General features: G+C 69.4%; 20 protein-coding genes. 15 read left to right on the forward strand and 5 right to left on the reverse strand.

Annotated elements, in window-relative coordinates:
• The first annotated feature begins 5 nt into the window (after positions 1–5).
• The 13 genes from AC1M14_RS22245 (at position 6) to AC1M14_RS22305 (ending at position 15,081) form a co-directional block, all read left to right on the forward strand.
• On the forward strand, positions 6–1,550 hold the full coding sequence (locus AC1M14_RS22245) for an indolepyruvate oxidoreductase subunit beta family protein (RefSeq protein ID WP_209166831.1): 1,545 nt from the start codon (positions 6–8) through the stop codon (positions 1,548–1,550).
• A 62-nt stretch (positions 1,551–1,612) separates the two neighbouring features.
• Complete coding sequence (locus AC1M14_RS22250) at positions 1,613–2,590, forward strand: PDR/VanB family oxidoreductase (RefSeq protein ID WP_209166830.1); 978 nt, start codon at positions 1,613–1,615, stop codon at positions 2,588–2,590.
• 23 nt (positions 2,591–2,613) lie between these two features.
• Positions 2,614–3,933 (forward strand): aromatic ring-hydroxylating dioxygenase subunit alpha, encoded by a 1,320-nt coding sequence (locus AC1M14_RS22255; protein ID WP_102775544.1) that lies wholly within the window; start codon positions 2,614–2,616, stop codon positions 3,931–3,933.
• Positions 3,930–4,421, forward strand: coding sequence for an aromatic-ring-hydroxylating dioxygenase subunit beta (locus AC1M14_RS22260; protein ID WP_102775543.1), 492 nt, complete (start codon positions 3,930–3,932; stop codon positions 4,419–4,421). Before AC1M14_RS22255 ends, AC1M14_RS22260 begins: the two co-directional genes overlap by 4 nt.
• 9 nt (positions 4,422–4,430) lie before the next feature.
• Complete coding sequence (locus AC1M14_RS22265; protein WP_209166829.1) at positions 4,431–6,080, forward strand: AMP-binding protein; 1,650 nt, start codon at positions 4,431–4,433, stop codon at positions 6,078–6,080.
• On the forward strand, positions 6,077–7,249 hold the full coding sequence (locus tag AC1M14_RS22270; protein WP_479730475.1) for a thiolase family protein: 1,173 nt from the start codon (positions 6,077–6,079) through the stop codon (positions 7,247–7,249). The genes AC1M14_RS22265 and AC1M14_RS22270 overlap by 4 nt, the downstream gene beginning before the upstream one ends.
• Positions 7,246–8,487 carry an SDR family NAD(P)-dependent oxidoreductase gene (locus tag AC1M14_RS22275; RefSeq protein WP_102775540.1) on the forward strand — a complete coding sequence of 414 codons (1,242 nt, stop codon included), beginning with the start codon at positions 7,246–7,248 and terminating at the stop codon, positions 8,485–8,487. The genes AC1M14_RS22270 and AC1M14_RS22275 overlap by 4 nt, the downstream gene beginning before the upstream one ends.
• A 38-nt stretch (positions 8,488–8,525) precedes the next feature.
• On the forward strand, positions 8,526–9,311 hold the full coding sequence (locus AC1M14_RS22280; protein ID WP_102775539.1) for a cyclase family protein: 786 nt from the start codon (positions 8,526–8,528) through the stop codon (positions 9,309–9,311).
• A gap of 25 nt (positions 9,312–9,336) precedes the next feature.
• Positions 9,337–10,065 carry an SDR family NAD(P)-dependent oxidoreductase gene (locus tag AC1M14_RS22285; RefSeq protein ID WP_111826432.1) on the forward strand — a complete coding sequence of 243 codons (729 nt, stop codon included), beginning with the start codon at positions 9,337–9,339 and terminating at the stop codon, positions 10,063–10,065.
• A 171-nt stretch (positions 10,066–10,236) separates the two neighbouring features.
• Positions 10,237–11,388 carry an ABC transporter substrate-binding protein gene (locus AC1M14_RS22290; RefSeq protein ID WP_209166826.1) on the forward strand — a complete coding sequence of 384 codons (1,152 nt, stop codon included), beginning with the start codon at positions 10,237–10,239 and terminating at the stop codon, positions 11,386–11,388.
• A gap of 118 nt (positions 11,389–11,506) precedes the next feature.
• The gene (locus AC1M14_RS22295; protein ID WP_111826430.1) at positions 11,507–12,547 is read left to right on the forward strand and encodes a branched-chain amino acid ABC transporter permease; all 1,041 of its coding nucleotides are present in this window, start codon (positions 11,507–11,509) and stop codon (positions 12,545–12,547) included.
• Positions 12,544–14,337: a branched-chain amino acid ABC transporter ATP-binding protein/permease gene (locus tag AC1M14_RS22300; protein WP_479730476.1), complete on the forward strand. Its 1,794-nt coding sequence runs from the start codon at positions 12,544–12,546 to the stop codon at positions 14,335–14,337. Before AC1M14_RS22295 ends, AC1M14_RS22300 begins: the two co-directional genes overlap by 4 nt.
• The gene (locus AC1M14_RS22305) at positions 14,338–15,081 is read left to right on the forward strand and encodes an ABC transporter ATP-binding protein (protein ID WP_479730477.1); all 744 of its coding nucleotides are present in this window, start codon (positions 14,338–14,340) and stop codon (positions 15,079–15,081) included. It begins immediately after the preceding gene.
• Between the two features lie 15 nt (positions 15,082–15,096).
• Here AC1M14_RS22305 and AC1M14_RS22310 read toward each other — a convergent pair whose 3' ends face one another.
• Entirely contained in the window at positions 15,097–16,032 is a 936-nt protein-coding gene (locus AC1M14_RS22310; RefSeq protein ID WP_479730478.1) for a glycosyltransferase family 2 protein, read from the reverse strand.
• Positions 16,033–16,256: 224 nt separating this feature from the next.
• Here AC1M14_RS22310 and AC1M14_RS22315 point away from each other — a divergent pair, with 224 nt between their 5' ends.
• A complete protein-coding gene (locus AC1M14_RS22315; RefSeq protein WP_479730479.1) occupies positions 16,257–17,222 on the forward strand; it encodes a LysR family transcriptional regulator in 966 nt (321 codons plus the stop codon).
• Positions 17,223–17,316: 94 nt separating this feature from the next.
• Here the strand turns inward: AC1M14_RS22315 and AC1M14_RS22320 are convergent, their stop codons facing one another.
• From AC1M14_RS22320 to AC1M14_RS22335, 4 genes are all read right to left on the reverse strand, one after another.
• Positions 17,317–17,445, reverse strand: a complete 129-nt coding sequence (locus AC1M14_RS22320) for a hypothetical protein (protein ID WP_006226408.1) — start codon at positions 17,443–17,445, stop codon at positions 17,317–17,319.
• Between the two features lie 158 nt (positions 17,446–17,603).
• Positions 17,604–18,536 carry a sugar kinase gene (locus tag AC1M14_RS22325; RefSeq protein WP_479730480.1) on the reverse strand — a complete coding sequence of 311 codons (933 nt, stop codon included), beginning with the start codon at positions 18,534–18,536 and terminating at the stop codon, positions 17,604–17,606.
• Positions 18,529–19,170 carry a bifunctional 4-hydroxy-2-oxoglutarate aldolase/2-dehydro-3-deoxy-phosphogluconate aldolase gene (locus AC1M14_RS22330; RefSeq protein WP_111826426.1) on the reverse strand — a complete coding sequence of 214 codons (642 nt, stop codon included), beginning with the start codon at positions 19,168–19,170 and terminating at the stop codon, positions 18,529–18,531. Before AC1M14_RS22330 ends, AC1M14_RS22325 begins: the two co-directional genes overlap by 8 nt.
• 19 nt (positions 19,171–19,189) lie before the next feature.
• Positions 19,190–19,975: an IclR family transcriptional regulator gene (locus tag AC1M14_RS22335; RefSeq protein WP_247747911.1), complete on the reverse strand. Its 786-nt coding sequence runs from the start codon at positions 19,973–19,975 to the stop codon at positions 19,190–19,192.
• 240 nt (positions 19,976–20,215) lie between these two features.
• Between AC1M14_RS22335 and uvrA the strand changes: the two genes are divergently transcribed.
• Positions 20,216–25,978, forward strand: coding sequence for an excinuclease ABC subunit UvrA (uvrA, locus tag AC1M14_RS22340; RefSeq protein WP_479730481.1), 5,763 nt, complete (start codon positions 20,216–20,218; stop codon positions 25,976–25,978).

Here is a 25,978-nt window from a genome sequence, read left to right on the forward strand (position 1 = left end):
GCTCCATGAACGCGGCCGCTATGCAGCAAGCCAACCCGATCAAGATCGCCATCCTGGCCATGGGCGGCCAGGGCGGCGGCGTGCTGGCCGACTGGATCGTCGACATGGCCGAGCACGCCGGCTGGTGGGCCCAGACCACTTCGGTGCCCGGCGTGGCCCAGCGCACCGGCGCCACCATCTATTACGTGGAGCTGATGCCCGAGGCCGAAGTGCGGCGCGCCGGCAGGCAGCCGGCGCTGGCGCTGATGCCCACGCCCGGCGACGTGGACCTGGTGGTGGCGGCCGAGCTGATGGAAGGCGGGCGCGCGATCCAGCGCGGCCTGGTCACGCCCGAGCGCACGGTGCTGCTGGCCTCGTCGCACCGCAGCTACGCCGTCAGCGAAAAATCCGCGCCCGGCAACGGCATCGCCGATCCCAACAAAGTGCTGGAAGCCGGCCGCGCGGCGGCCCGTCGCTTTCTCTGCTTCGACCTGCAGGACCTGGCCGACCGGGCCGGCAGCGTCATCAGCGCCAGCCTGTTCGGCGCGGTGGCGGGCAGCGGCGCGCTGCCGTTCGCGCGCGACGATTTCGAGGCCACGGTGCGGCGCGCCGGCCTGGGCGTGGAGGCCAGCCTGCGCGCCTTCGCGCTGGGTTTCGAAGCGGCCGACCAGGCCCCCGCGCAGCCCGCCGCCATCGACCTGGAACGGCCGCTGCCGGCGCTGCCCGAGACGGCCGCCAGCCCGCGCGCGCAGGCCCTGCTGGACGCCATCAAGCGCGATTTCCCCGCCTGTGCGCAGCCCATGCTGGTGGCCGGCGTGCGCCGCCAGATCGAGTTCCAGGACCTGGCCTACGCCGGCGACTATCTGCGCCACATGAAAGCCATCCGCGACCTGGACGCCGCGCACGGCGGCGACGCGCGCCAGTGGGCGCTGACCTGCGCGGCGGCGCGCTATGTGGCCACGGCCATGGCCTACGACGACGTGATCCGCGTCGCCGACCTGAAAACCCGCGGCACGCGCTTCGAGCGCGTGCGCCAGGAAGTGGGCGCGCGTCCGGACCAGCTGGTCTACACCACCGAATTCATGCACCCGCGGCTGGAGGAAATCTGCGGCACGCTGCCGGCCGGGCTGGGCCGCTGGCTGGAGGGCTCCAAGGCCTTCGGCGGTTTCGTCGCGCGCCGTCTGGGCCGCGGGCGCCGCATGCAGAGCAGCACGCTGAGCGGCTTTCTGATGCTGTACGCGCTGGCCGGCATGCGGCGGTTCCGCCGCGGCACGCTGCGCCACCAGACCGAGGCCGCGGGCCTGCGGCAATGGCTGGACCTGATCGCCAGGCTGGCGCCGCGCGACTACGCGCTGGCCGTCGAAACCGTCAACTGCCGCCGCCTGGTCAAGGGCTATAGCGACACCCACGTGCGCGGCGGCGGCAAGTACCGCCAGCTCATCGCCGCCGCCGAACGGCTGGCCGGCCAGCCCAACGCCGCGGCGACGCTGCGCGAACTGCGCGACACCGCCCTGGCCCACGAAAAATGCGAGCCCATGGAGCGCCAGCTGGCCGAAAAGCTGGCGGCCTGAGCGACGGACCGCCGCCAGCGCGGCGGCCCCGGCGAATCCGCACAAAGAGAGAGACAGACGCCGTGCAAACATTGAAACTCATCGTTCGCGAAGTCCGCCAGGAATCGCCCTTGATCCGCTCTTTCCGGCTGGCCCGTGAAGACGGCGGCCCCCTTCCCGCCTTCGGGCCGGGCGCGCATCTGAAGGTGTCGGTGCCGGGCCAGCGCGAGCCGCGCTGCTACTCGCTGGTGCAGCTCGCGCCCGACGCCGGCCGCTACGCCCAGCCCCTCGAATACCGCCTGGGCGTGCGCCTCGAAGAAGCCAGCCAGGGCGGTTCGCGCTACATGCACGCGCTGTCCGAGGGCGACCTGATCACGGCCGAAGGCCCGCGCAACGACTTTCCGCTGCACGAAGCGCCCGCCGGCGACGAACCCGTGCTGCTGATCGCAGGCGGCATCGGCATCACGCCCATCGCCTCCATGGCCGCCGCGCTCAAGTCCGCCGGCCGCGCGTTCCATCTGCACTATTGCGGCCGCAGCCGCGGCCAGCTGGCCTTCCTGCCCGAGCTGCAGGCGCTGGCCGGCGCCGACCTGAGCCTGCACGCCGACGACGAGCCCGACTGCTGCTTCGACCTGCGCGCGCTGCTGGATTCGGCCTCGCCGCGCCAGCACCTGTACGTGTGCGGCCCCAAGGGCCTGATCGACGCCGTCATCCACGAAGCCCGCGCCCGCCACTGGCCCGACGCCCACATCCATTTCGAACTGTTCACCACGGCCGCGCCGCAGGCCGGCGACCAGGCTTTCGAGGTCGAGCTGCGCCAGTCCGGCCAGGTGCTGACCATCCCCGCGGACAAGACCATCATCGAGGTCATGGAGGAAGCCGGCTGCGATCCGATGTACGACTGCAAGCGCGGCGAATGCGGGGTCTGCCAGGCCACGGTGCTGGAGGGCGAGCCCGACCACCGCGACTACTACCTCTCGGACACCGAGAAGGCCAGCGGCAAGATCATCCAGATCTGCATCTCGCGCGCGAAATCCGCGCGCCTGGTGCTGGATCTGTAGGCACGACGCAAGGAAGCGCCATCATGAGCAAATACCGCGACAACCCCGACGCCATCCGCGCCCTGCTGCGCGAGACCGAAGTGCACAAGGACCTGTTCGTCGACCAGGAACTGTTCGAGCTGGAAATGGAGCGCCTGTACGCCAACACCTGGGTCTACGTGGGCCACGACAGCCAGGTGCCGAACCCGGGCGACTACATCACCACCACGGTGGGCGACCAGCCGGTGGTGATGGTGCGCCACAGCGACCGCAGCGTGCGCGTGCTGCACAACCGCTGCCCGCACAAGGGCACGATGGTCGCCGGCGACGCCTGCGGCAACACCGGCAAGTTCTTCCGCTGCCCGTATCACGCCTGGACCTTCAAAACCGACGGCAGCCTGCTGTCCATCCCGCTCAAGAAAGGCTACGAAAACACCGGCCTGGAGCACTGCGAGGCCAGCAAGGGCATGGCCGCCGTGCAGGACGTGCGCAACCACCGCGGCTTCGTGTTCTGCCGCCTCAATCCGCAGGGCCAGTCGTTCGAGGAATTCTTCGGCGATTCGCTGTCGACCCTGGACAACATGGTCGACCGCTCGCCCGAAGGCCGGCTGGAAGTCGCCGGCGGCGTGATGCGCTACATGCACCGCTGCAACTGGAAGATGCTGGTCGATAACCAGACCGACACCTGCCACCCGATGGTGGCGCACGAATCGTCGGCGGGCACCGCGGTCAAGGTCTGGGAGCAGGCGCCCGCCGGCACGCCCAAGCCCATGGCCGTGGAACTGTTCGCGCCGTTCATCTCGCCCTACGAGTTCTTCGAGAACATGGGCATACGCGTATGGGAAAACGGCCACGGCCACACCGGCGTGGCCGACTCCATCCACGCTTCCTATTCCGGCATTCCGGGCTACTGGGACGCCATGGTGGCGGCCTACGGCGAGGAACGCGCCGGCCAGATCCTGGGCGACGTGCGCCACAACACCGTGTACTTCCCCAACATCATGGTCAAGGGCCCGATCCAGACGCTGCGCGTGTTCAAGCCGATCGCGGCCGACCGGACGCTGGTGGAGTCCTGGACCTTCCGCCTGGTGGGCGCGCCCGACCTGCTGCTGGAGCGCACCCTCATGTACAACCGGCTGATCAACGCGCCGACCTCGGTGGTCGGCCATGACGACCTGGAAATGTACGAGCGCGCGCAGGACGGCCTGCATTCGCGCGCGCGCGAATGGGTGAACGTCGGCCGGCTCTACTCGCCCGACGAGACCGGCCGCAAGAACGTCACCACCAACGGCACCAACGAATGGCAGATGCGCAACCAGTACCGCGCATGGGGCCGCTACATGACCGCAACGGAGCCGGTATGAGCGCGAGCGACCGTGAACTGATCGATTTCGTCTACGCCGAGGCGCGCATGCTGGACGAGCAGCGCTTCGAGGAATGGCTGGACCTGTACACCGAGGACGGCCGCTACTGGATGCCGCTGGCCCACGGCCAGACCGACCCCAGGCTGCACGCCTCGCTGATGTACGAAGACAAGCTGCTCTTGCGCGTGCGCGTGCAACGGCTGGCCGGCCAGCGCACCTACTCGCAGCAGCCCAGGAGCCGCTGCCACCACCTGCTGCAGGCGCCCACCGTCGAGCACGGCCACCCCGAAGCCGCGCCAGCCGAAGGCCGCCACGTGGTGCGCACCGCCTTTCATTACGTGGAGACCCGGCTCGACACGCAGACGCTGTACGCCGGCTGGGCCACCCACCACCTGGTGGAGCAGGACGGCGGCCTGCGCATCCAGCTCAAGCGCGTGGACCTCGTCAACTGCGACGCGGCCTTCGGCAATATCCAACTGTTCATGTAGGAGCGGCTCGTGAACACCACGGTCCATCAGGCACTGCTCGACACCGCCGCGCGCCACGGCGCCCGGCCCTTTCTGTGCATACTGCCGGAGACGGCGCAGGCCTATGGCGTCGGCGCCGGCGAGCTGAGCTACGCCCAGGCCGCCAGCGCCGTCGAGACGCTGCGCGCGGCCTACGCCCGCGCCGGCTACGGCCACGGCCACCGCGCCGGGCTGCTGCTGGAGAACCGCCCCGCGTTCTTCCTGCACTGGTTCGCGCTGAACGCGCTGGGCGTGTCGGTGGTGCCGATCAACCCGGACCTGCGCGCCGCGGAACTCGAATACCTGACGGGGCACTCCGAGATCGCGCTGGCGGTGGCCCTGCCCGAACGCCACGACGACCTGATCGCGGCCGCCCGGCGCGCCGGCCGCGAGCTGCGCGTGATGGGCCCGGACGACGCGCCCCCGCCCGCGCCCTTTGGCGCGCCGCTGGCAGGCAGCGAGCCGGATGTCCTGACCGAATGCGCCCTGCTCTACACGTCCGGCACCACCGGCCGCCCCAAGGGCTGCATCCTGCCCAACCGCTACTTCCTGCATGCCGGCGGCTGGTATGCGCGCATCGGCGGCCTGGCCGCCCTGCGGCCCGGCGAGGAACGCATGCTGACGCCGCTGCCGCTGGTGCACATGAACGCGATGGCGTATTCGGCCATGGCCATGCTGCTGACCGGCGGCTGCCTGATCCCGCTGGACCGCTTCCATCCCAGGACCTGGTGGGACAGCGTGCGCGAATCGCGCGCCACGGTGCTGCACTACCTGGGCGTCATGCCCGCCATCCTGATGAAGGCCGAGGCGTCGCCGCGCGATCTGCAGCCCGCCATCCGCTTCGGCTTCGGCGCCGGCGTGGACCGCAAGCTGCACCAGCCTTTCGAGGCGCGCTTCGGCTTTCCGCTGCTGGAGGCCTGGGCCATGACCGAGACCGGCGCGGGCGCCGTCATCATCGCCAACCGCGAGCCGCGTCACATCGGCAGCAGCTGCTTCGGCCGCGAGGAAGACGACGTGCAGGTGCGCATCGTCGACGACGCCGGCGCCGAGGCCGCCATCGGCGAGCCCGGCGAGCTGCTGGTGCGCCATGCCGGCGACGACCCGCGCTACGGCTTTTTCGCCGGCTACCTGAAGGACGAGGCCGCCACGGCTCAGGCCTGGGAAGGCGGCTGGTTCCATACCGGCGACATCGTGCGCCGCGAGGCCGACGGCGCGCTGCGCTTCGTGGACCGCAAGAAGAACGTGATCCGCAGAAGCGGCGAGAACATCTCGGCCGTGGAAGTCGAAAGCGTGCTGATGCAGCATCCGCTGGTCAAGGCGGTGGCGGTGGCCGCCGTGCCCGACACCGTGCGCGGCGACGAGGTGCTGGCCTGCGTGGTGCCCGAGACCCAGCCCGCCTCCGACGCCGAGCTGGCCGAGGCCGCGCGCAGCATCGTGCAATGGAGCCTGGAACAGCTGGCGTACTACAAGGCGCCGGGCTATGTGGCCTTCGTGGACGCCCTGCCGCTCACCACCACCAACAAGATCCAGCGCGGCGAGATGAAGGCGCTGGCGCCCACCCTGCCCGGCACGGCCCGCTGCGTGGATACCTGCTCGATGAAGAAGCGGCCCGCCGCGCAGCCGCAGGAGCCGCTTCGATGAGCGCGCGCCTGGGCTATGACGGCGTGGTGGCGGCCCTGCCCGTCACCATCCCGTACGAGCGCTATTGCACCCATGCCGCCCACTGGTGGCTGGGACGCGCGCTGGGCGCGCTGATCCGCCAGGCCGGCATCGCCAAGGCCGAGGTGGATGGGCTTTGCGTGTCCAGCTTCACGCTGGCGCCCGACACCGCGGTCGGCCTGGTGCAGCATCTGGGCATGAGCCCGCGCTGGCTGGACCACATCCCCATGGGCGGGGCCAGCGGCGTGGCGGCCCTGCGCCGCGCCGCCCGCGCCGTGCAGGCCGGCGACGCCGGCATCGTGGCCTGCCTGGCGGGCGACACCAACCACGTGGACTCGTTTCGCAACACGGTCAGCCAGTTCTCGCGCTTCGCGCAGGACGCGGTGTATCCGTACGGCGCGGGCGGCCCCAACGCCAGCTTCGCGCTGCTGACGGCCAACTACATGCGCGCCACCGGCGCCACGCGCGCCGATTTCGGCAAGCTGTGCGTGGCGCAGCGCGACAACGCGCTGCGCTTTCCGCATGCGCTGATGAAAAAGCCGCTGACGCTGGCCCAGTACCTGGACGCGCGCGTCATCACCGACCCCATCCACCTGTTCGACTGCGTCATGCCTTGCGCCGGCGCCGACGCCTTCCTGGTCATGAGCGAGGACCGGGCGCGCGCGCTGGGCCTGCCGCATGTGCGCATCCTCTCCACCATCGAGCGCCACAACGCCTGGATCGAAGATCCCATCCAGACGCGCGGCGGCTGGACCATGGACGTGGACGAACTGTACGGACAGGCCGGCGTCGCGCCGGCCGACATGGATTTCCTGCAGGCCTACGACGACTACCCAGTCATCAACATGATGCAGATCGAAGACCTGGGCTTCTGCGAAAAAGGCGCGGCGCCGGACTTCGTGCGCCGCCACAGCTTCACCGTGGACGGCAGCTTTCCCTTCAATACCAACGGCGGGCAGCTGTCGGTGGGCCAGGCCGGCGCGGCCGGCGGCTACCTGGGGCTGGTCGAGGCCCTGCGCCAGCTGACCGGCACGGCCGGCGGCACGCAGGTGGCCGACGCGCGCCTAGGCATGGTCAGCGGCTTCGGCATGATCAATTACGACCGCGGGCTGTGCACCGCCGCGGCCATCCTGGCAAGGAGCGAGGCATGACGGAACCGCTGGCCAGGCCGCCCCGCAAGAATCCCGTCGCGCGCACGCGCCAGCCGACGCTGCCGCCCGGCTCGCGCAGCCGCGCCGCGCTCGGGCTGACCGCGGCCGCCGCCGAAGGCCGCTTCGAACTGCAGACCTGCGCCGACTGCGGGACGGTGCAGTACCCGCCGCGCGAGGTCTGCGGCCATTGCCTGTCCGAACGCCTGCCGTGGCTTGCGGTCGATCCCGCCGGCGTGCTGCTGGCGAGCACCGTCCTGCACCACAGCAACGACCTGTATTTCCGCGAGCGCCTGCCCTGGCGCGTGGGCACGGTGCGCATGGCCGCCGGCCCCTCGGTGGTGGCCCACGTGCACCAGGATTGCGCCGACGGCGGCCGCGTGCGGCTGGCGCTCAAGCTCGACCGCAGCGGCCAGGCCGTGATGATCGCCCTGCCCGAAAGGAACACGCCCAACATGGAAGACGACAAGACCCTGCGCGAGACCTCGTGCGATCCGAAGTTCCGCCGCGCGCTCGTCACCGACGGCAAGTCGGCGGTGGGCCAGGCCGTGGCGCGCGCCCTGCTCGATGCCGGCAGCCCCATGGTGTTCCTGGGCGATCCGCAGCCCTGGCGCCGCGACGCCGCGTTCGACGCGCTGGCGTCCGACCCGCGGGTGCAGGCGGTGGACCTGAACGTGACCGATACCGACTCGGTCGAGCGCGTGGCCGCGTCGATCGGCGGCAAGGTGGAGATCCTGGTCAACACCGCCGACCTGGAACGCGAAGGCGGCCTGCTCGGGCGCAAGGACGTGAACACCGCGCGCGACGCCATGGACGTGAACGTGCTGGGACTGATGCGCCTGGCCCAGGGCTTCGGCCCGGCGCTGTGCGGCCGCGCGGCCGACGGCGTGAACAACGCCGCGGCCTGGGTCAATGTGCTGTCGATCTATGCCCACATGAACCTGCCCTCGCGCGGCATGTGGTCGGCGTCCAAGGCGGCCGCGCTGTCGCTGGCGCAGTGCCTGCGCGCCGAAATGCGCGGCGCGGGCGTGCGGGTGGTGAACGTGTTCCCCGGGCCGGTGGACCACGAATGGGAGCAGCGCACGCCGCCGCCGCGCGTGGCGCCGGCCGCGCTGGCCGCCGCCATCGTGCGCGCCCTGAAGGAAGGCACCGAGGACGTCTACGTCGGCGACGTGGCGCAGGAGTTCCGCGCGCGCCTGGCGCAGAACCCCAAGGGACTGGAGCGGGAACTGGGGGCCTAAGGCCGCCGCCCCGACGATACGAACGACAGGAGCAAACAGTGAGCCAACCCATACTCGCCCAATTCATGGCCGAACTGGTTTCGGGCCGCATCCGCGTGGTGGACCTGACCGAGACGCTGACGCCGGAATTTCCCACCATCGTGCTGCCGCCGGAATTCGGCCAGGCCTGGCCCTTCCGCATTGAAGAGATCTCGCGCTATGACGAGCGCGGCCCGGGCTGGTACTGGAATAACTTCTCTTGCTCGGAGCACACCGGCACGCACTTCGACGCGCCGGTGCACTGGATCACCGGCAAGGACCAGCCCGACAATACCGTCGACACCATCCCGATCGAGGCCTTCATCGCCAACGCCTGCGTCATCGACTGCTCGGCCGAGGCCCGCGACAATCCGGACTTCCTGCTGACCGTCGACTTCGTGCAGCGGTGGGAGGAGCGCCACGGCCGCATACCCGCGCGCTCCTGGGTGCTGATGCGCACCGACTGGTCCAAGCGCGCCAAGCCGGCCGAATACCTCAACATGCAGGACGACGGCGCGCACTCGCCCGGCCCGGACGCCGAGGTCGTGCCCTGGCTCATCAAGGAGCGCGACGTGCACGGCTTCGGCACCGAATCGGTGGGCACCGACGCCGGCCAGGCCCAGCACCTGGACCCGCCCTATCCCTGCCATTACTACATGCACGGCAATAACCGCTACGGCCTGCAGTGCCTGACCAATCTGGACCAGCTGCCCCCCACCGGCGCGGTGATCTTCTCGGCGCCGCTCAAGATCCGCAGCGGCTCGGGCAGCCCCTTGCGCGTGCTGGCGCTGGCGCCCAAGGCCTGAACGACGACAAGAAAAGGGGGAAACCATGACGCAAAACCACGTCGCGCTGGTGACCGGCGGCAGCGCCGGCATCGGCGCCGAAATCTGCCGCAGCATGCTGGAGGCCGGCTACGAGGTCGTCTCCATGGCGCGCCGCGCCGCCGACTTCAGCCATCCGCGCCTGCACAACATCCAGGTCGACCTGCTGGACGCCGAGGCCACCGCGCAGGCCGGGGCCGAGGCCGCGGCCCGGTTTCCGATCAGCCACGTGATCCACAACGCCGGCGTGATCTGGCCCAACCTGCTGCCGCAGGTCACCCAGGAAGAACTGCACGGCCTGACCCAGATCCACCTGGGCGCGGCCATCAGTCTGGTGCAGTCGGCCCTGCCCGGCATGCAGGAGCGCAGGTTCGGCCGCATCGTGCTGATGTCCTCGCGCGGCGCGCTGGGCTTGCCCACGCGCACCGCGTATTCGGCCACCAAGGCCGGCATGGTGGGCATGGCGCGCACCTGGTCGCTGGAGCTGGCGCCCCACGGCATCACGGTCAACGTGGTGGCGCCCGGCCCGATCCAGACGGACATGTTCTATGAAGTGATCGACCCCGGCAGCGAGCGCGAAAAGCAGCTGGCCGCCGGCATTCCGGTCAAGCGCCTGGGCCGCGCCGACGACGTGGCGCGCGCCGTGATGTTCTTCGCCGATCCGGCCAACAGCTTCGTCACCGGCCAGACCCTGTTCGTGTGCGGCGGCGCGAGCGTCAGCTCCATCACCATCTGAACCGCACGGGAGCCGCGCTTCGGGTTTTGACCGATAGGTAAGCGCGACGCCCGGGTCTACAGTGCAGAGCCTGCGCAACAGAAATTTTAAGTAACAAGCATTTTTCGCAGTTCCCGTTTTCTCCGTTTTCCAGCCGCACTCCCACCCTGCTCCCTATCCGGAGGTCTTGCCATGCTGTCGAAGAAAATCCCCCTGGCCGCCGCCGCTGCGGTCGCCGCGCTGTTCGCACTGCCCGCCCTGGCGCAGATGAAGGTCGGCGTCGTCACCTCGTCCACCGGCCCCACCGCGCTGGTCGGCATCCCGCAGAAGAACACCGTGCCGCTGCTGCCCAAGCAGATCGGCGGCCTGACGGTGGAATACATTTCGCTGGACGACGCCAGCGATTCCACCAACTCGGTCACGGCCTTCAAGAAGCTGATCTCGGAGCAGAACGTGGACGCGCTGATCGGCCCGTCGGGTTCGCCCAACGCCATGGGCGTGATCCAGTTCGCCGCCGAGGCCGGCGTGCCGATGCTGGCGCCGGTGGGCACGGCCGCCGTGGTGCTGCCCATGAACGAACAGAAGAAGTGGGTCTTCAAGACCACCCAGAACGACGACATCATCGCGCGCGCGCTGGTGGACCACATGGTCAAGTCCGGCATCAAGACGGTCGGCTTCATCGGCCTGAACGATCCGTATGGCGAGAACTGGTACAAGGTCTTCTCCGGCATGGCCGCCGAGAAGGGCCTGAAGATCACCGCCAACGAACGCTATCTGCGCTTCGACAGCTCGGTCACCGGGCAGGCCCTGAAGATCCTGGCCGCCAAGCCCGACGCGGTGCTGGTGGCCGCCCCCGGCGCGGCCAGCGTGCTGCCGCAGACCACGCTGTACGACCAGGGCTACAAGGGCAAGTTCTACCAGACCCACGGCGCGGCCCTGCCCGACTTCCTCAAGCTGGGCGGCAAGAAGGTCGAGGGCACGGTGCTGGCCGCCAGCCTGATGCTGGTGCTGCCGGAAATGCCGGACAGCAACCCCTCCAAGAAGGTCGCTTCCGACTACATCGCGGCCTACGAAAAGCTCAACGGCTCGCGTCCGGCCACCTTCGGCGCCAACGTATTCGACGCCGGCCTGCTGCTGCAGCAGGCCGTGCCGCTGGCCGAAAAAGCCGGCAAGCCGGGCACCAAGGAGTTCCGCAGCGCGCTGCGCGACGCGCTGGAACAGACCAAGGAGCTGGTCGGCACCCAGGGCGTCTACAACATGACGGCCGCCGACCATAGCGGGTTCGACGAGCGCGGGCGCGAGCTGATTACGGTGAAGGACGGGGCCTGGACTCTGGTGAAATAGGTCCCCCCCCGAAGCGCTGCGCGCTTCCCCCCCAGGGGGGCATGCCTGCGGACCGGCGGAGCCGGATCCGCGGCATCCCGCTGGCGCCTGTGCGGCGCTGTACTAGTCGGAATTCTGCATGAATGCTCAGATTGCCCTGATACTCGGGCAGGATGGCATCACCAACGGCGCGATCTATGCGCTGCTGGCCTTGTCCATCCTGCTGGTGTTTACCGTTACCCGCGTGCTGTTCATCCCGCAGGGAGAGTTCGTGGCCTTCGGCGCGCTGACCATGGCCGCGCTGCAGGCCGGCAAGCCGGTGCTGCTGGTCTGGCTGCTGTTCGCCTTCGCGCTGGCCGAGGTCGGCGCCGACCTGCTGGCGCGGCGCAAACGGCCGGGCCGCGGCCGCGGCGCGTGGCGCATGGCGGCCAAGCTGGCCTATCCGCTGGCGCTGGCCGCGCTGTTCTACAAGCTGCCGCTGGCGCAGCTCCCGATGGCCGCGCAGGCGCTGCTGACGCTGCTGCTGGTGGTGCCGATGGGGCCGCAGCTGTATCGCCTGTTCTACCAGCCGATCGCGTCGGCCTCGACGCTGGTGCTGCTGATCGTGTCCATCGCGGTGCACCTGGCGCTGGTCGGGCTGGGGCTGCTCGCCTTCGGCGCCGAGGGCGCGCGCACCGCGCCGTTCAGCGACGCCAGCCTGACGCTGGGGCCGCTCAACGTCAACAGCCAGGCGCTGTGGGTGCTGGCGGTGTCGGCGCTGCTCATCGTGGTGCTCTACCAGTTCTTCGAACGCTCCATGTACGGCAAGGCGCTGCGCGCGGCCGCCTTCAACCGCCTGGGCGCGCGGCTCATGGGCATCTCGCCGATCTTCGCCGGCAAGGCCACGTTTTTCCTGGCCGCGCTGATCGGCACGGTGTCGGGCATTCTCATCGCCCCCATCACCACCATGTACTTCGATTCCGGCTTCATGGTGAGCCTCAAGGGCTTCGTGGGCGCCATCATCGGCGGCCTGGTGAGCTATCCGCTGGCCGCCGCCGGCGCGGTGCTGGTCGGGCTGATCGAGGCCTTCTCCTCGTTCTGGGCCAGCGCCTACAAAGAAATCATCGTGTTCACGCTGATCATCCCCGTGCTGCTCTGGCGCTCGCTGAAAAGCCATCACGTCGAGGAAGAAGACGAATGAATCCGCGCCACATCCTCTACGCATTCCTGGCGCTGCTGGCGTTGGCGCCGCTGGCCCTGCCGCCTTTCTACGTGACGCTGCTGAACTACATCGGCCTGTACGCGCTGGTGGCGCTGGGCCTGGTGCTGCTGACCGGCGTCGGCGGGCTGACCAGCTTCGGCCAGGCCGCCTTCGTGGGCGTGGGCGCCTACACCACGGCGCTGCTGACCACGCGCGCCGAGGCCCTGCCCGCCTGGCTGGCATGGCTGGGCGCCTCGCCCTGGCTGACCCTGCTGGCCGGGCTGGCGCTGACGCTGGCGGTGGCCTATCTGCTGGGCGCCATCACGCTCAAGCTGTCCGGCCACTTCCTGCCGCTGGGCACCATCGCCTGGGGCCTGTCGCTGTACTTCGTGTTCGGCTCGGTCGAAGGCCTGGGCGGCCACACCGGCATTCCCGACATTCCCGCCATCGAGCTGTTCGGCTGGACGCTGAACCAGGGCGACAACATCTATTACCTGATCTGGGCCTTCCTGCTGGTGGCGGTCTGGTCCACGCAGAACCTGCTGGATTCGCGCGAGGGCCGCGCCATCCGCGCGCTCAAGGGCGGGCGCGTAATGGCGGAATCCATGGGCGTGGACACGGCGCGCTCGCGCATGGTGATCTTCATCATCGCCGCGCTGCAGGCCTGCGCCTCGGGCTGGCTCTACGCGCACATGCAGCGCTTCGTCAATCCCAACCCCTTCGGCCTGCAGATGGGCATCGAATACCTGTTCATGACCGTCATCGGCGGCGCCGGACAGGTGTGGGGCGCGCTGGTCGGCGCGGGCGTGTTCACGGTGCTCAAGCAGTGGCTGCAGGACTGGATGCCCCGACTGCTGGGCCAGACCGGCAACTTCGAGGTGATCGTCTTCGGCTTCGGCATGGTGCTGCTGCTGCACCGCGCGCGCAGCGGCCTGTGGCCGGTGCTGGTGCGCTGCGTGCCGCTGAAGAAAAAGGTCCGCGAACTGGACATGAACGCCGAGCCGCTGCCGCGCAAGCCCATGCCGCCCCGCGGCGAAGTGGTGCTAAAGGCCGTGGACGTGACGCGCAAGTTCGGCGGCCTGGTGGCCAACAACGCCATGAACCTGGAAGTCCACGCCGGCGAGATCCTGGCCCTGATCGGGCCCAACGGCGCCGGCAAAAGCACCATGTTCAACCAGATCTCCGGCGTGGACACGCCGACCTCCGGCCAGGTCACGCTGCTGGGCCATGCCGTGGCCGGCGCCGGCGCGCGCCGGATCGCGCGGCTGGGCCTGTCGCGCACCTTCCAGCACGTGCGCCTGCTGGGCCGCATGAGCGTGCTGGAGAACGTCGCCATCGGCGCCCACCTGCGGGGCCACCGCGGCGTGCTGCCGGCGGCCTGGCGGCTGGACCGCGCCGAAGAGGCGCGCCTGCTGGCCGAGGCCGCGCGGCAGATCGAACGCGTCGGCCTGGGCCGCCACCTGCACGACGAAGCCGGCTCGCTGGCCCTGGGCCAGCAGCGCATCCTGGAAATCGCGCGGGCGCTGGCGTCCGATCCGTGCATCCTGCTGCTGGACGAACCCGCGGCCGGGCTGCGCTACCAGGAGAAATGCGAGCTCGCGGAACTGCTGAAGAAGCTGCGCGCCGAAGGCATGGCCATCCTGCTGGTCGAGCACGACATGGACTTCGTGATGGGCCTGGTGGACCGCGTGGTCGTCATGGACTTCGGCGAAAAGATCGCCGAGGGCCTGCCGGCCGAAGTGCAGCACAACCCCGCGGTGCTGGAAGCCTATCTGGGCGGAGTGGAATAGATGAGCGCGAAACTGCTGGAAGTGCGCGAGCTGCGCGTGGCCTACGACAAGGTCGAGGCCGTCTCGGGCGTGAGCCTGGAGGTGGGCGAAGGCCAGATCGTCACCGTGATCGGCCCCAATGGCGCGGGCAAGACGACGCTGCTGTCGGCCATCATGGGCGTGCTGCCCTCGGCCGGGGAGATCGTCTTCGGCGGCAAGCCGCAGCAGCATGCCGAGATCGAGGAGATGGTGGCCGCCGGCATGAACCTGGTGCCGGAAAAGCGCGAACTGTTCGCCGAGATGACCGTGGAGGACAACCTGATGCTGGGCGCGTTCCACCGCTGGCGCAGCGGACTGCGCGACCGCGACCAGACCCTGGCCGAAGTCTACGACCTGTTTCCGCGGCTGCAGGAGCGCCGCGCGCAGCTGGCCGGCACGCTATCGGGCGGCGAACGCCAGATGCTGGCGGTGGGCCGCGCGCTGATGGCCAAGCCGCGGCTGCTGATGCTGGACGAACCCAGCCTGGGACTGGCGCCGCGCATCGTGCAGGAAGTGTTCCGCATCGTCGCGCGGCTGCGCGAGATGGGCGTGTCCATCCTGCTCATCGAACAGAACGCCCGGGCCGCGCTGAAAGTGGCGGATTATGCCTATGTGCTGGAGACCGGCGCGGTCACGCTGGCCGGGCCGGCCGCGCAGGTGGCGCAGGACCCGCGGGTGGTGGAGGTTTATCTGGGGCTGGGGCATGGGGCGGCCGGGGCCGCCTGACGGGGGGCCGGCGCCCTACGCCACCCCCCTGCGGCGATCCCGGCGGTACAGCGCATAGCCCAGCGGCCACATCGCCGCCACCATGAAGCGGGCGACGGGGTTGGTGAGCCGGTAGGCCTGGACCGCGGTGGGCACGCCGGAATGCTTCAGGTGCAGGCGAAATCGCGTGTAGCGCGCCGCCGCCATGATGAATTCGCGCGGGCGGTAGCGGAAGAACTCCAGGTGATGCTGCAGCATGTCCCAGGCCAGCAGGTACAGGCCCTGGGCGTTGTTGGCGGCCGATACCGCGGCCTGGCTCAGGCCGCCGGGCGTGTCGTGGTAGGTGCGCACGACGCGGTTGATGAAGCGGCTCAGGTAGCCGGCGCGCGCGATGGCCCACCACACCAGGCTTTCCGGCACAAAGCCGGCCACGTCCTCGGGGAAGGGATAGGCCCTGAGGATGTCGGTGCGCATGCAGCCGAATTTTTCGCCCTTGATGCGGTAGCGGAAATAGACGTCGACCGCGGTGCTGTCGAAAACGTCCTGCGGATAACGGTCGCCCACGATGCTGCCGTCGGGGCGCGCGCACAGGCCGGTGACGGCCACGTAGGAGTCGCGCCGCGCCGGCGGGATGCTTTCCCAGGCCTCTTTGAAGATGGCCAGGGCGTCGGGCGGCATTTCGTCGTCGCTGTCCAGGGCGACGATGAGCTGGCCGCGCGCTTCGCGCACGCCGCGGTTGAAGGCGGTTTTCTTGTGCTGGTTGTTCTGCCAGAAATAACGGATCGGGAAATCTGCGCGCGCCTGCCAGTCCAGAATCGATTCGTGGGTATTGTCGGTGGAGCCGTCGTCCACCACCACCCATTCGAAACCCCGGAAAGTCTGCCGGGAAAGGGATTCATAGACCCGGTGCAGCGTTCCCGCCCTGTTGTAGGTGGGCGTTAGAACGGTAAAAAATGTTGGCGTGTCATTCATGCCCACTGTGCCCCTTTGCGATTTCGATCAACCGCTGCGGTCTTGGTATTTATATGTATTCGCCTGAAGTTTAGGGGATATGCCTGGGCGTACAGAGGCCGCGTCTTTCGAATTTGCAATCAAATCTGACAAAACCGGCCGGACTTGCCGCCGCCGCGGGCGCGCAAGGCTTGGGATGGCGCGCGCGAGTGGCGTAAACTCGGGCGGCCCAATTCGGAATGCCTATGGAAGCTTCGACTGTCCAGCTCAATGACATCGCCTTGTTCGTGGAGGTTGCCAAGCGCAAGAGCTTCAGCATGGCGGCGCGCGCGCTGAACATGCCGACCTCGACCTTGTCGCGTCGCATCAATGAACTGGAACGGGCCATCGGGCTGCGCCTGATCAACCGCAACACGCGGCGGCTGGACCTGACCGAGGCGGGCGCGGCCTACATGAGCCGCTGCCAGGGCCTGATCGACGAGGCCCGGCTGGCCCACGAGCAGCTGCAGATGCTGTCGGGCGGGCCGTCCGGCACGCTGCGCGTGTCCATGCCCTACAGCCTGGCGATCTGGCTGCTGCCGGAAACCATCAACGATTTCATGCAGCGCTATCCCGACGTGGAGTGCGAATTCGACCTGAGCATGCTGACCGCGTCGGACGCCCAGGGCACGCCGTTCGACGTGGTGCTGCGCTTCAGCAACGACCTGCACCCGCTGTCCATCATGGACTCCGGCAGCAACGCGGCGCAGAACGGCTCGGTGGCGAAGGAACTGGTCTCGCTGGACAACCACCTGTATGCGTCCGACCGCTATCTGGAGCGCTACGGCGAGCCCAAGACGCCGGGCGACCTGACGCAGCATCAATGCCTGCGCACCACCATCGACGACGCGCATTCGTACTGGACGCTGCGCCAGGGCGCGGTGACGGTGCGCGTGCCGGTGCGGGGGCACCTGGCGGCCAACAACATGAGCATCGCCGGCACGCTGGCGGGCCTGGACCTGGCGATCACGCGCATGCCGCGCTGCCAGGCGCTGGAGCCCATCATCAAGCGCAATTCGCTCAGGCGCGTGCTGCCCGAATGGTCGGTCGACCCGATCTCCATCTATGTGGTGTATCCGTCCAGCATCCAGCCGGCCAAGACCCGCGCTTTCATGGATTTCATCCTGCCCAAGCTGGGACCGCCCCGCGACGACGCTTCGAAAGCCGGTTAGCCATCGGCTTCCGGCCAGACGATAAAAAACCCGCATGGCGCCAGGCCAGCGGGTTTTTTCGATCGAGGCCAGGCGGCTCGGCCTGGCGCGCGGCTTAGACGCGCTTGATCTTTTCCAGCATCTTGAAGACGCCCTTCGGCGACTTGACGAAGAGGCGCTTGAAAGCCTTGCCCAGGCAACGGCGTTCCAGGGTGTTGCGACGCACGCGTTTGCGTTCGGCCATGTTTATTCTCCTGATGAAGATTGTGCGGTAGGTAGTTTGGTACTACGGCAGTAAACGAGAACCGCACAACCGAGTACTCTGGGCTGGCGGAAAATTCGGGTAACTTGGCATTTTAGCCTGAAATTAGCCGAACGCGCCAATCGGCGGAAAACCGGCGCTCAGCCGGCGGGCGGCTTCATGCGGGCCAGCACCTCGGCGGCGCGCGGCAGGGGGTCGACCGCGCCGTAGCCCTGGGTGGACAGCGCCGCCGCGACGTTGGCGTAGCGCACGGCGTCTTCCCAGGAATCGCCCTGGCAGCGGCGCGCCAGCAGGCTGCCGGCGAAGCAGTCGCCGGCGCCGGTGGCGTCCACGGCCTGCACCCGCAGCGCCGGCATGGCGGTGCGCCGGGCGCCGTCGTCGATGATGGAGCCGTCCTTGCCCAGCTTGAGCACCACCACGCCCGCGGCGCCGCCGTCGCGGATCCAGTCCAGGGTGCGCTCGGGGTCGTCGTTGCCGGTCAGGTGCTGCATGTCGTCCATGCTGGGCAGGAACAGGTCGGCGGCGCGCATGGTCTCGCGCAGCACCGCGCGGGCGCGGTCCACCGGCCACAGGCGCAGCCGCAGGTTCGAGTCCAGGCTGACCTGCGCGCCGGCCGCGCGCGCCCGCTCGATGGCGGCGAATACGGTGTCGCAGGCGCTGGTGCTGATCGCCAGGCTGATGCCCGAGACGTGCAGGAAGCGCGCGCGTTCGACCAGCCCGCAGTCCAGGTCGGCCGGGGTCATGCGGCTGGCGGCGGAGTCGCGGCGCAGGTAGCTGAAGGCGTGTCCCTGGGGGCCGTGCTGCACGAAGTACAGGCCGGTGTGGGCCTCGCCGTCGACGCGCACGCCCGAGGTGTCCACGCCTTCGGCCTGCCAGAGTTCCAGGAACTGCCGGCCGAAGGCGTCGTCGCCGACGCGGGTCAGGTAGGCGCAGCGCGCGCCCTGGCGCGCCGCGGCGATGACGGCGTTGGAGGTGTCGCCGCCGTAGCCCTGCAGGTATTGGCGCTGGTCCTTGTGGGTCTGGTTGAGCTCGACCAGGGGCTCGCCCAGCGCGACGATGTCGAAGTCAGCCATGGGCGGCCTCGCGGGTGCGGACGATCTGCGCCACCAGCGCGGCGGTGTCGCGGGCGGCGAAGGCCGCCTTGTCGTAGAGGTTGCTGCCTATGCCCACCAGCGCCGCGCCGGCGGCGAAGTACGCGCCCATGTTTTCCTCGGTCACGCCGCCGGTGGGGCACAGCGGCGTGTCCGGATAGACGGACTTGAGCGCGGCCAGGTGCCGGGGGCCGCCGGTGTCCGCCGGGAAGATCTTGACGATGTCGGCGCCGGCCCGGCGCGCCGCCAGCACTTCGCTGGGCGTGAAGGCGCCCAGCAGGCACAGCGCGTCGGCGGCGTGGGCCAGGTCGACGATGTCGGTGGCCAGCGCGGGCGAGACCAGGAAGTCGGCCCCCGCCACCAGCGCCTCGCGCGCCTGCTGCTCGTCCAGCACGGTGCCCACGCCGAGCTGCAGCGCGCTGCCGTGCTTGTCGCGCAGCGCCCGCAGCAGGTCGGTGACGTTGGGGATGGTCCAGGTCAGTTCCAGGGTGGTGCAGCCGGCGGCCACGGCCACTTCGGCCGCATAGGCGGCGGCGGCCGCATCGGTGTAGCGCAACACGGGCACGACCCGCGCGGCCATCAGGGCGGCAAGTTTGGAGGCGGTAGGAGCGGTCATGGGATTCCTTGTAGACGCGTCAGGCGCCGCCGGGCGATGCCGGCAGCACGGCCAGTTTGGCCGCGGCGGCGTCGCGCAGCCGCAGCAGGGGTTCGATATAGGCGGTTTGGGGATCTTCGCGCCGGCGGAACAGCAGCGTGCTGACGCTGACGCCGGCCACCGGACGGCCGGCGGCGTCGCACAGGGCCACGCCGTAGCAGACGATGCCGGCTTCGTTTTCCTCGTTGTCGGTGGCGTAGCCGCGCGCCGCGGTTTCTTGCAGCAGGGCGCGCAGCGCGGGCAGGCTGGTGGCGGTGCCGGGCATGCGCGCGGCCAGCGGCAGTTCGCGCAGCAGGCGCTCGCGCGAGGCCTCGTCCAGCGCCGCCAGGTAGGCCTTGCCGACCGCGCTGGAATGCAGCGCCACCGACGCGCCCACGCGCGAGGCCATGCGCACCGGGCCGGGGCTTTCGAGCTTGTCGATATAGGTCATTTCGCGCCCGGCCGGCACCGCCAGGTGCACGGTTTCCCCGGTGGCGTCGCGCAGGGCCTGCAGTTCGGGCGCCAGCGCGGCGCGCAGGTCGAACTGCGACCAGGCGCGGCTGGCCAGCGACATCAGGCGCGGCCCCAGCCGGTAGGCGCCGCCGGCGTCGGCCAGCATGCCCTGCTCGGCCAGCGCCGCGACGATGCGGTAGACGGTGGGCCGGGGAAAGCCGCAGCTGCGCGCCAGGGCCGCGGCGGTGGGCGGCTGCGGCGCGTCGGCCACCGCCTGCAGCACCGTCATGAACTTGGCGAACGCCGCAGCGCCCGCGACCTTGGTTTCCGGCAAAGTGGGTCTCCAGCGTATGCGAATCATCCCAGGGCGCCAGGCTGACAAATTGCAAGGCCGATAGCGCGAATTTCGGACGAATCTGCGATACTGTTTATTTGTACAGCTAGTGATGCTTGAGTTGTCCATATTATGGACGCATGCCTCACAATATAGTCAATTATTCCATATCGCCGCGTCCGGAACCAGCGACGGATCGTCGTTCGGGCCGGCCTCTTCCGTCAGGCTACGATACCGTCCATGAGCTCTCAAATTCGCATCGTTGGCGCCCGCCAGAACAATCTCAAGAACCTGGACCTGACCATCGCCACGGGCGAACTGGTCGTCGTGACCGGCGTATCGGGGTCCGGCAAGAGTTCGCTGGCCTTCGACACCCTGTACGCCGAGGGACAGCGCCGCTACGTGGAAACCTTTTCGCCCTATGCGCGCCAGTTCCTGGACCGCATGGACAAGCCCCAGGTGGACCGCATCGAGGGCATCCTGCCCGCCATCGCCATCGACCAGACCAACCCGGTGCGCAGCTCGCGCAGCACGGTCGGCACGATGACCGAACTGAACGACCACCTCAAGCTGCTGTTCGCGCGCGGCGCGCGGCTGTACTGCCGCGGCTGCGGCAAGGTGGTGCGGCGCGACACGCCGGACTCGATCTGCCACTCGCTGGCCGAGCGCGCCGCGGCCGCCGGCGACCCGCGGCTGGTGGTGACTTTCCCGATCGCCGTGCCGGCCAATTTCACCGAAGAGGAAGTGCGCGGCTTTCTGGAGCAGCAGGGCTACACCCGCGTGCACGCCGAAGAAAACGCCGAGCCGCGCGCGGCCGCCGCGGCCAAGGGCGCCAAGAAAGGCAAGAGCGCCAGGCCCGCCACCGAAGCGCGCCGCATCCTGCACGTGATCCAGGACCGCTTCCGCTACGCCAACACCGAGCGCGAACGCGTGATGGAGGCGCTGGACACCGCGCTGCGCATGGGCGCCGGCCACCTGGCCGTCTACGCCATGGACGCCGAAGGCGGCAACGCCCATGTGTGGAAGTACAGCGACCGCCTGCACTGCGCCGACTGCGACATCGAATACACCGACCCGCTGCCCAGCAGCTTCTCGTTCAACTCGCCATTGGGCGCGTGCGAGGCCTGCCGCGGGTTCGGCCGCGTGATCGGCATCGACTTCGGGCTGGTCATCCCGGACGAGAACAAGACCCTGCTGGAAGGCGCGATCAAGCCCTGGACCACGCCCTCGTACAAGGAATGCCAGGACGACCTGCAGAAATACGCGCCCAAGGCCGGCGTGCCGCTGGGCGTGCCCTGGAAAAAGATGAGCGAGGAGCACAAGCGCTGGGTGCTGTACGGCGCGCCCGACTGGAAGGGCGGCAACGACGCCTGGAAGCACCAGTGGTACGGGGTGCAGCGCTTCTTCGACTGGCTCGAAACGCGGGCTTACAAGATGCACGTGCGCGTGCTGCTGTCGAAGTACCGCAGCTACACGCCCTGCCCCACGTGCAACGGCGCGCGCCTCAAGCCCGACGCGCTGCTCTGGCGCCTGGGCACCAAGGAAGAAGCCGACACCGTGCTGCCGCCGCAGGAAGGCCGCTACCAGCGCTTCATGCCGGTCGGCGCCAACTGGAGCCGCGAGCAGCTCAACGGGCTGGGCGGGCTGTCCATCCATGACGTGATGCTGCTGCCCATCGAGCGGGTGCGGCTGTTCTTCGACACGCTGTCGTTTTCGGGCGCGCTGGACGCCGCCACCGACCTGCTCATGACCGAGGTGCGCGCGCGCCTGAAGTTCCTGTGCGACGTGGGCCTGGGCTACCTGACGCTGGACCGCCAGAGCCGCACGCTGTCGGGCGGCGAAGTGCAACGCATCAACCTGACCACGGCGCTGGGCACCTCGCTGGTGAACACGCTGTTCGTGCTGGACGAGCCGTCCATCGGCCTGCACCCGCGCGACATGCACCGCGTGGTCGAGGTCATGCACCGGCTGCGCAACGCCGGCAACACGCTGGTGGTGGTGGAGCACGACCCGCAGGTCATGGTGGCCGCCGACCGCATCATCGACATCGGCCCCGGCCCGGGCGAGCGCGGCGGACGCATCGTGTTCGACGGCACGCCGGCGCAGCTGCGCGCGGCCCCCACCCTGACCGGCGACTATCTCGGCGGACGCCAGCGCGTGGAAGCGCCGCGCCCCATGCCGGTGGCGGCCAACACCCCGCGCCTGCTGCTCGAAGGCGTGACCGCGCACAACCTGAAGAACGTGTCGGTCGAACTGCCGCTGGGCCGCCTGGTCTGCGTGACCGGCGTGTCCGGCTCGGGCAAGTCCACCCTGGTGCAGGACGTGCTCTACCCCGCGCTGCTGAAGCAGAAGGGCCGTCCCTCGGAGGCCCCGGGCCCGTTCGAGCGCCTGCTGGGCGCCGAGCAGATCGCCGACGTGGTCATGGTGGACCAGACGCCCATCGGCAAGACCACCCGCTCCAACCCGGCCAGCTACGTGGGCGCGTTCGACGCGATTCGCAAGCTGTTCGCGCAGGCGCCGCTGGCGCGCGAGCGCGCCTATACCGCCGGCACCTTCAGCTTCAACGGCGGCGACGGCCGCTGCCCGACCTGCGGCGGCACCGGTTTCGAGCACGTGGAGATGCAGTTCCTGTCCGACGTATACCTGCGCTGCCCCGATTGCGACGGCAAGCGTTTCCGCCCCGAAGTGCTGGAAGTGCGCGTCGAACACCTGGGCAAGAGCGCGTCCATCGACGAAGTGCTGGAGATGACGGTCAGCGAGGCGCTGGACTTCTTCAAGGGCCTGCGCGACGTGCAGACGGGCCTGGCGCCGCTGGCCGACGTGGGCCTGGAATACGTGCGGCTGGGCCAGCCGGTGCCCACGTTGTCGGGCGGCGAGGCGCAGCGGCTCAAGCTCGCCGGCCACCTGGCCGAGGCCGCGCGCAGCGGCATCTCGACCGCCAAGGTGGCCAAGAAAGGCAGCCTGTTCCTGTTCGACGAACCCACCACCGGCCTGCACTTCGACGACGTGGCGCGCCTGATGCGCGCCTTCCGCAAGCTGCTGGCTGCCGGCCACACGCTGCTGGTCATCGAGCACAACCTGGACGTGATCCGCGCGGCCGACTGGCTGATCGACCTGGGCCCCGAAGGCGGCGACGCCGGCGGCCAGGTCGTGGGCACGGGCACGCCGCAGGACCTGATGGACAACCCGGCGTCGCACACCGGCGCGGCGCTGCGCGACTATGAGGTCAGCATCCTGCCGGCCGACGTGCTGGTGAGCAGCGACGCCGACGCCCAGGAGGCCGAGCAGGCCGGCCTGACCGCGCGCATCGCCGAGCCCGGCGAAACCTACGCCGCGGACGTGGGCCGCCCGCTGCAGTCGCTGGTGCGCGAGCGCCGCCAGGCCAGCATGGCCATCGAGATCCGCAACGCGCGCGAGCACAACCTGAAGAACGTCAGCGTGGAAATCCCGCGCGACAAGTTCACGGTCATCACCGGCGTGTCCGGCTCGGGCAAGTCCACGCTGGCCTTCGACATCCTGTTCAACGAGGGCCAGCGCCGCTACCTGGAGTCGCTCAACGCCTACGCCCGCGCCATCGTGCAGCCGGCCGGCAAGCCGGACGTGGACGCCATCTTCGGCATTCCGCCCACGGTCGCCATCGAGCAGCGCACCAGCCGCGGGGGCCGCAAGTCCACCGTGGCCACGATGACCGAGATCCACCACTTCCTGCGCCTGCTGTACGTCAAGCTGGGCACGCAGTACTGCCCCGACTGCAACGTGGCGGTGGAGCCGCAGAACGCCGACCAGATCGTGGCGCGGCTGCTGCGCGAGCACAAGGGCGAGCACATCGGCCTGCTGTCGCCGCTGGTCACCGCGCGCAAGGGCTATTACACCGACCTGGCGAAGTGGGCCGGCTCCAAGGGCCACACGCACCTGCGCGTGGACGGCGAGTTCATCCCCGTGGCGCCCTGGCCGCGCCTGGACCGCTACAAGGAACACACCATCGAACTGCCGATCGCCGACGTGGTCGTGGACCCGGCCAACGAGGCCGAGCTGCGCGCGGCGGTCAAGAGCGCGCTGGAGAACGGCCAGGGCGTCATGTCGGTGGTCTGGCCGGTGAACAGGCTGCACGAGGCGCTGGACAGCGAACTGCAGCAGCAGCACTTCTCGGTCAAGCGCGCCTGCCCTTCGTGCGGCACCAGCTTCCCCGAGCCCGATCCGCGCCTGTTCTCGTACAACTCCAAGCATGGCTGGTGCACCGGCTGCTACGGCACCGGCCTGCAGCTGCAAGGCTTCGACGAAGCGCAGACCGGCGAGGAAACCGCCTGGAACGCCTGGTACGAGGGCGAGGCCAAGGTCTGCACCCAGTGCAACGGCGAGCGCCTGAACCGCGTGGCCCGCGCCGTGCGCTGGCGCGACAAGTCCATCGCCGAGCTGGCCGCGCTGCCGGTGTCGGACGCGCACACCTTCTTCACCGGACTGGTGGCGCGCGGCCGCGAAGGCGAGATCGCCCGCGACATCCTGACGGAAATCCGCGGCCGCCTGAACTTCATGCAGGAAGTGGGCCTGAACTACCTGGCGCTGGACCGCGCCGCGCCCACGCTGTCCGGCGGCGAGGCGCAGCGCATCCGCCTGGCCGCGCAGCTGGGCTCGAACCTGCAGGGCGTCTGCTACGTGCTGGACGAGCCCACCATCGGCCTGCACCCGCGCGACAACCGCATCCTGCTGGACGCGCTGGCGCGCCTGGAAGGCAACGGCAATACGCTGGTGGTGGTGGAGCACGACGACGACACCATCCGCCGCGCCTCGCACATCATCGACATCGGTCCGGGCGCGGGCATCCGCGGCGGCCGCGTGGTGGCGCAGGGCACGGCGCAGGACCTGGTGGACGCGCCCGAATCGGTCACCGGCCGCTATCTGGCCAAGCCGCTGGCGCACCCGCTGCAGGGCCGCCGCGCGGTCGAGCCGGACACGCCCATGATCTCGATCAGGGGCGCGCGCCTGCACAACCTGCGCAGCGTGGACGCGCGCATCCCGGTCGGGCGCCTGAGCGTGGTCACCGGCGTGTCCGGCTCGGGCAAGTCGACCCTGGCGCGCGAAGTGCTGCTGGACAACCTGATGCAGGCCGTGTCCAAGGGCAAGGCGCCCGCCTGGGCCGGCTGCGAAGAGATCACGGGCTGGCAGGCCATAGACCGCGTGCTGGAAGTGGACCAGACGCCCATCGGCAAGACGCCGCGCTCGTGCCCGGCCACCTACGTGGGCTTCTGGGACGACGTGCGCAAGCAGTTCGCCGACACGCGCGAAGCCCGCATGCGCGGCTGGACCGCGGCGCGCTTCTCGTTCAACACCGGCGACGGCCGCTGCCCGATCTGCGAAGGCCAGGGCATGCGCACCATCGAAATGAACTTCCTGCCCGACGTGAAGGTGCCGTGCGACGCCTGCAACGGCGCGCGCTTCAACAGCGACACGCTGGGCGTGCAGATGCGCGGCAAGAACGCCGGCGAGCTGCTGGCCATGGAAGTGGACGACGCCATCGGCTATTTCGCGGCGCACCCCAAGATCCACCGCCCCCTGCAGCTGATGCAGGACGTGGGCCTGGGCTACCTGACCCTGGGCCAGCCCTCGCCCACCCTGTCCGGCGGCGAAGCTCAGCGCATCAAGCTGGTGACCGAGCTGTCCAAGGCCAGGCTGACCGACGGCCTGATCAAGACCGGCCGCGCCTCGCGCATCCCGCACACGCTGTACGTGCTGGACGAGCCCACCGTCGGCCTGTCCATGGCCGACGTGGAAAAGCTGATCCACGTGCTGCATCGCCTGGTGGAAGCCGGCAACACGGTGGTGGTGATCGAGCACAACCTGGACGTGATCGCCGAAGCCGACTGGCTGCTGGACCTGGGCCCCGAAGGCGGCACCGGCGGCGGCAAGCTGGTGGCCGAAGGCTCGCCCGAGCACGTGATGACCCTGAGCGACCATTCCCACACGGGCCGGGTCCTGAAGGAATTCCTGGCGCATCAACAGCAGTAA

It is taken from the genome of Achromobacter sp. SX5 (assembly GCF_056711425.1).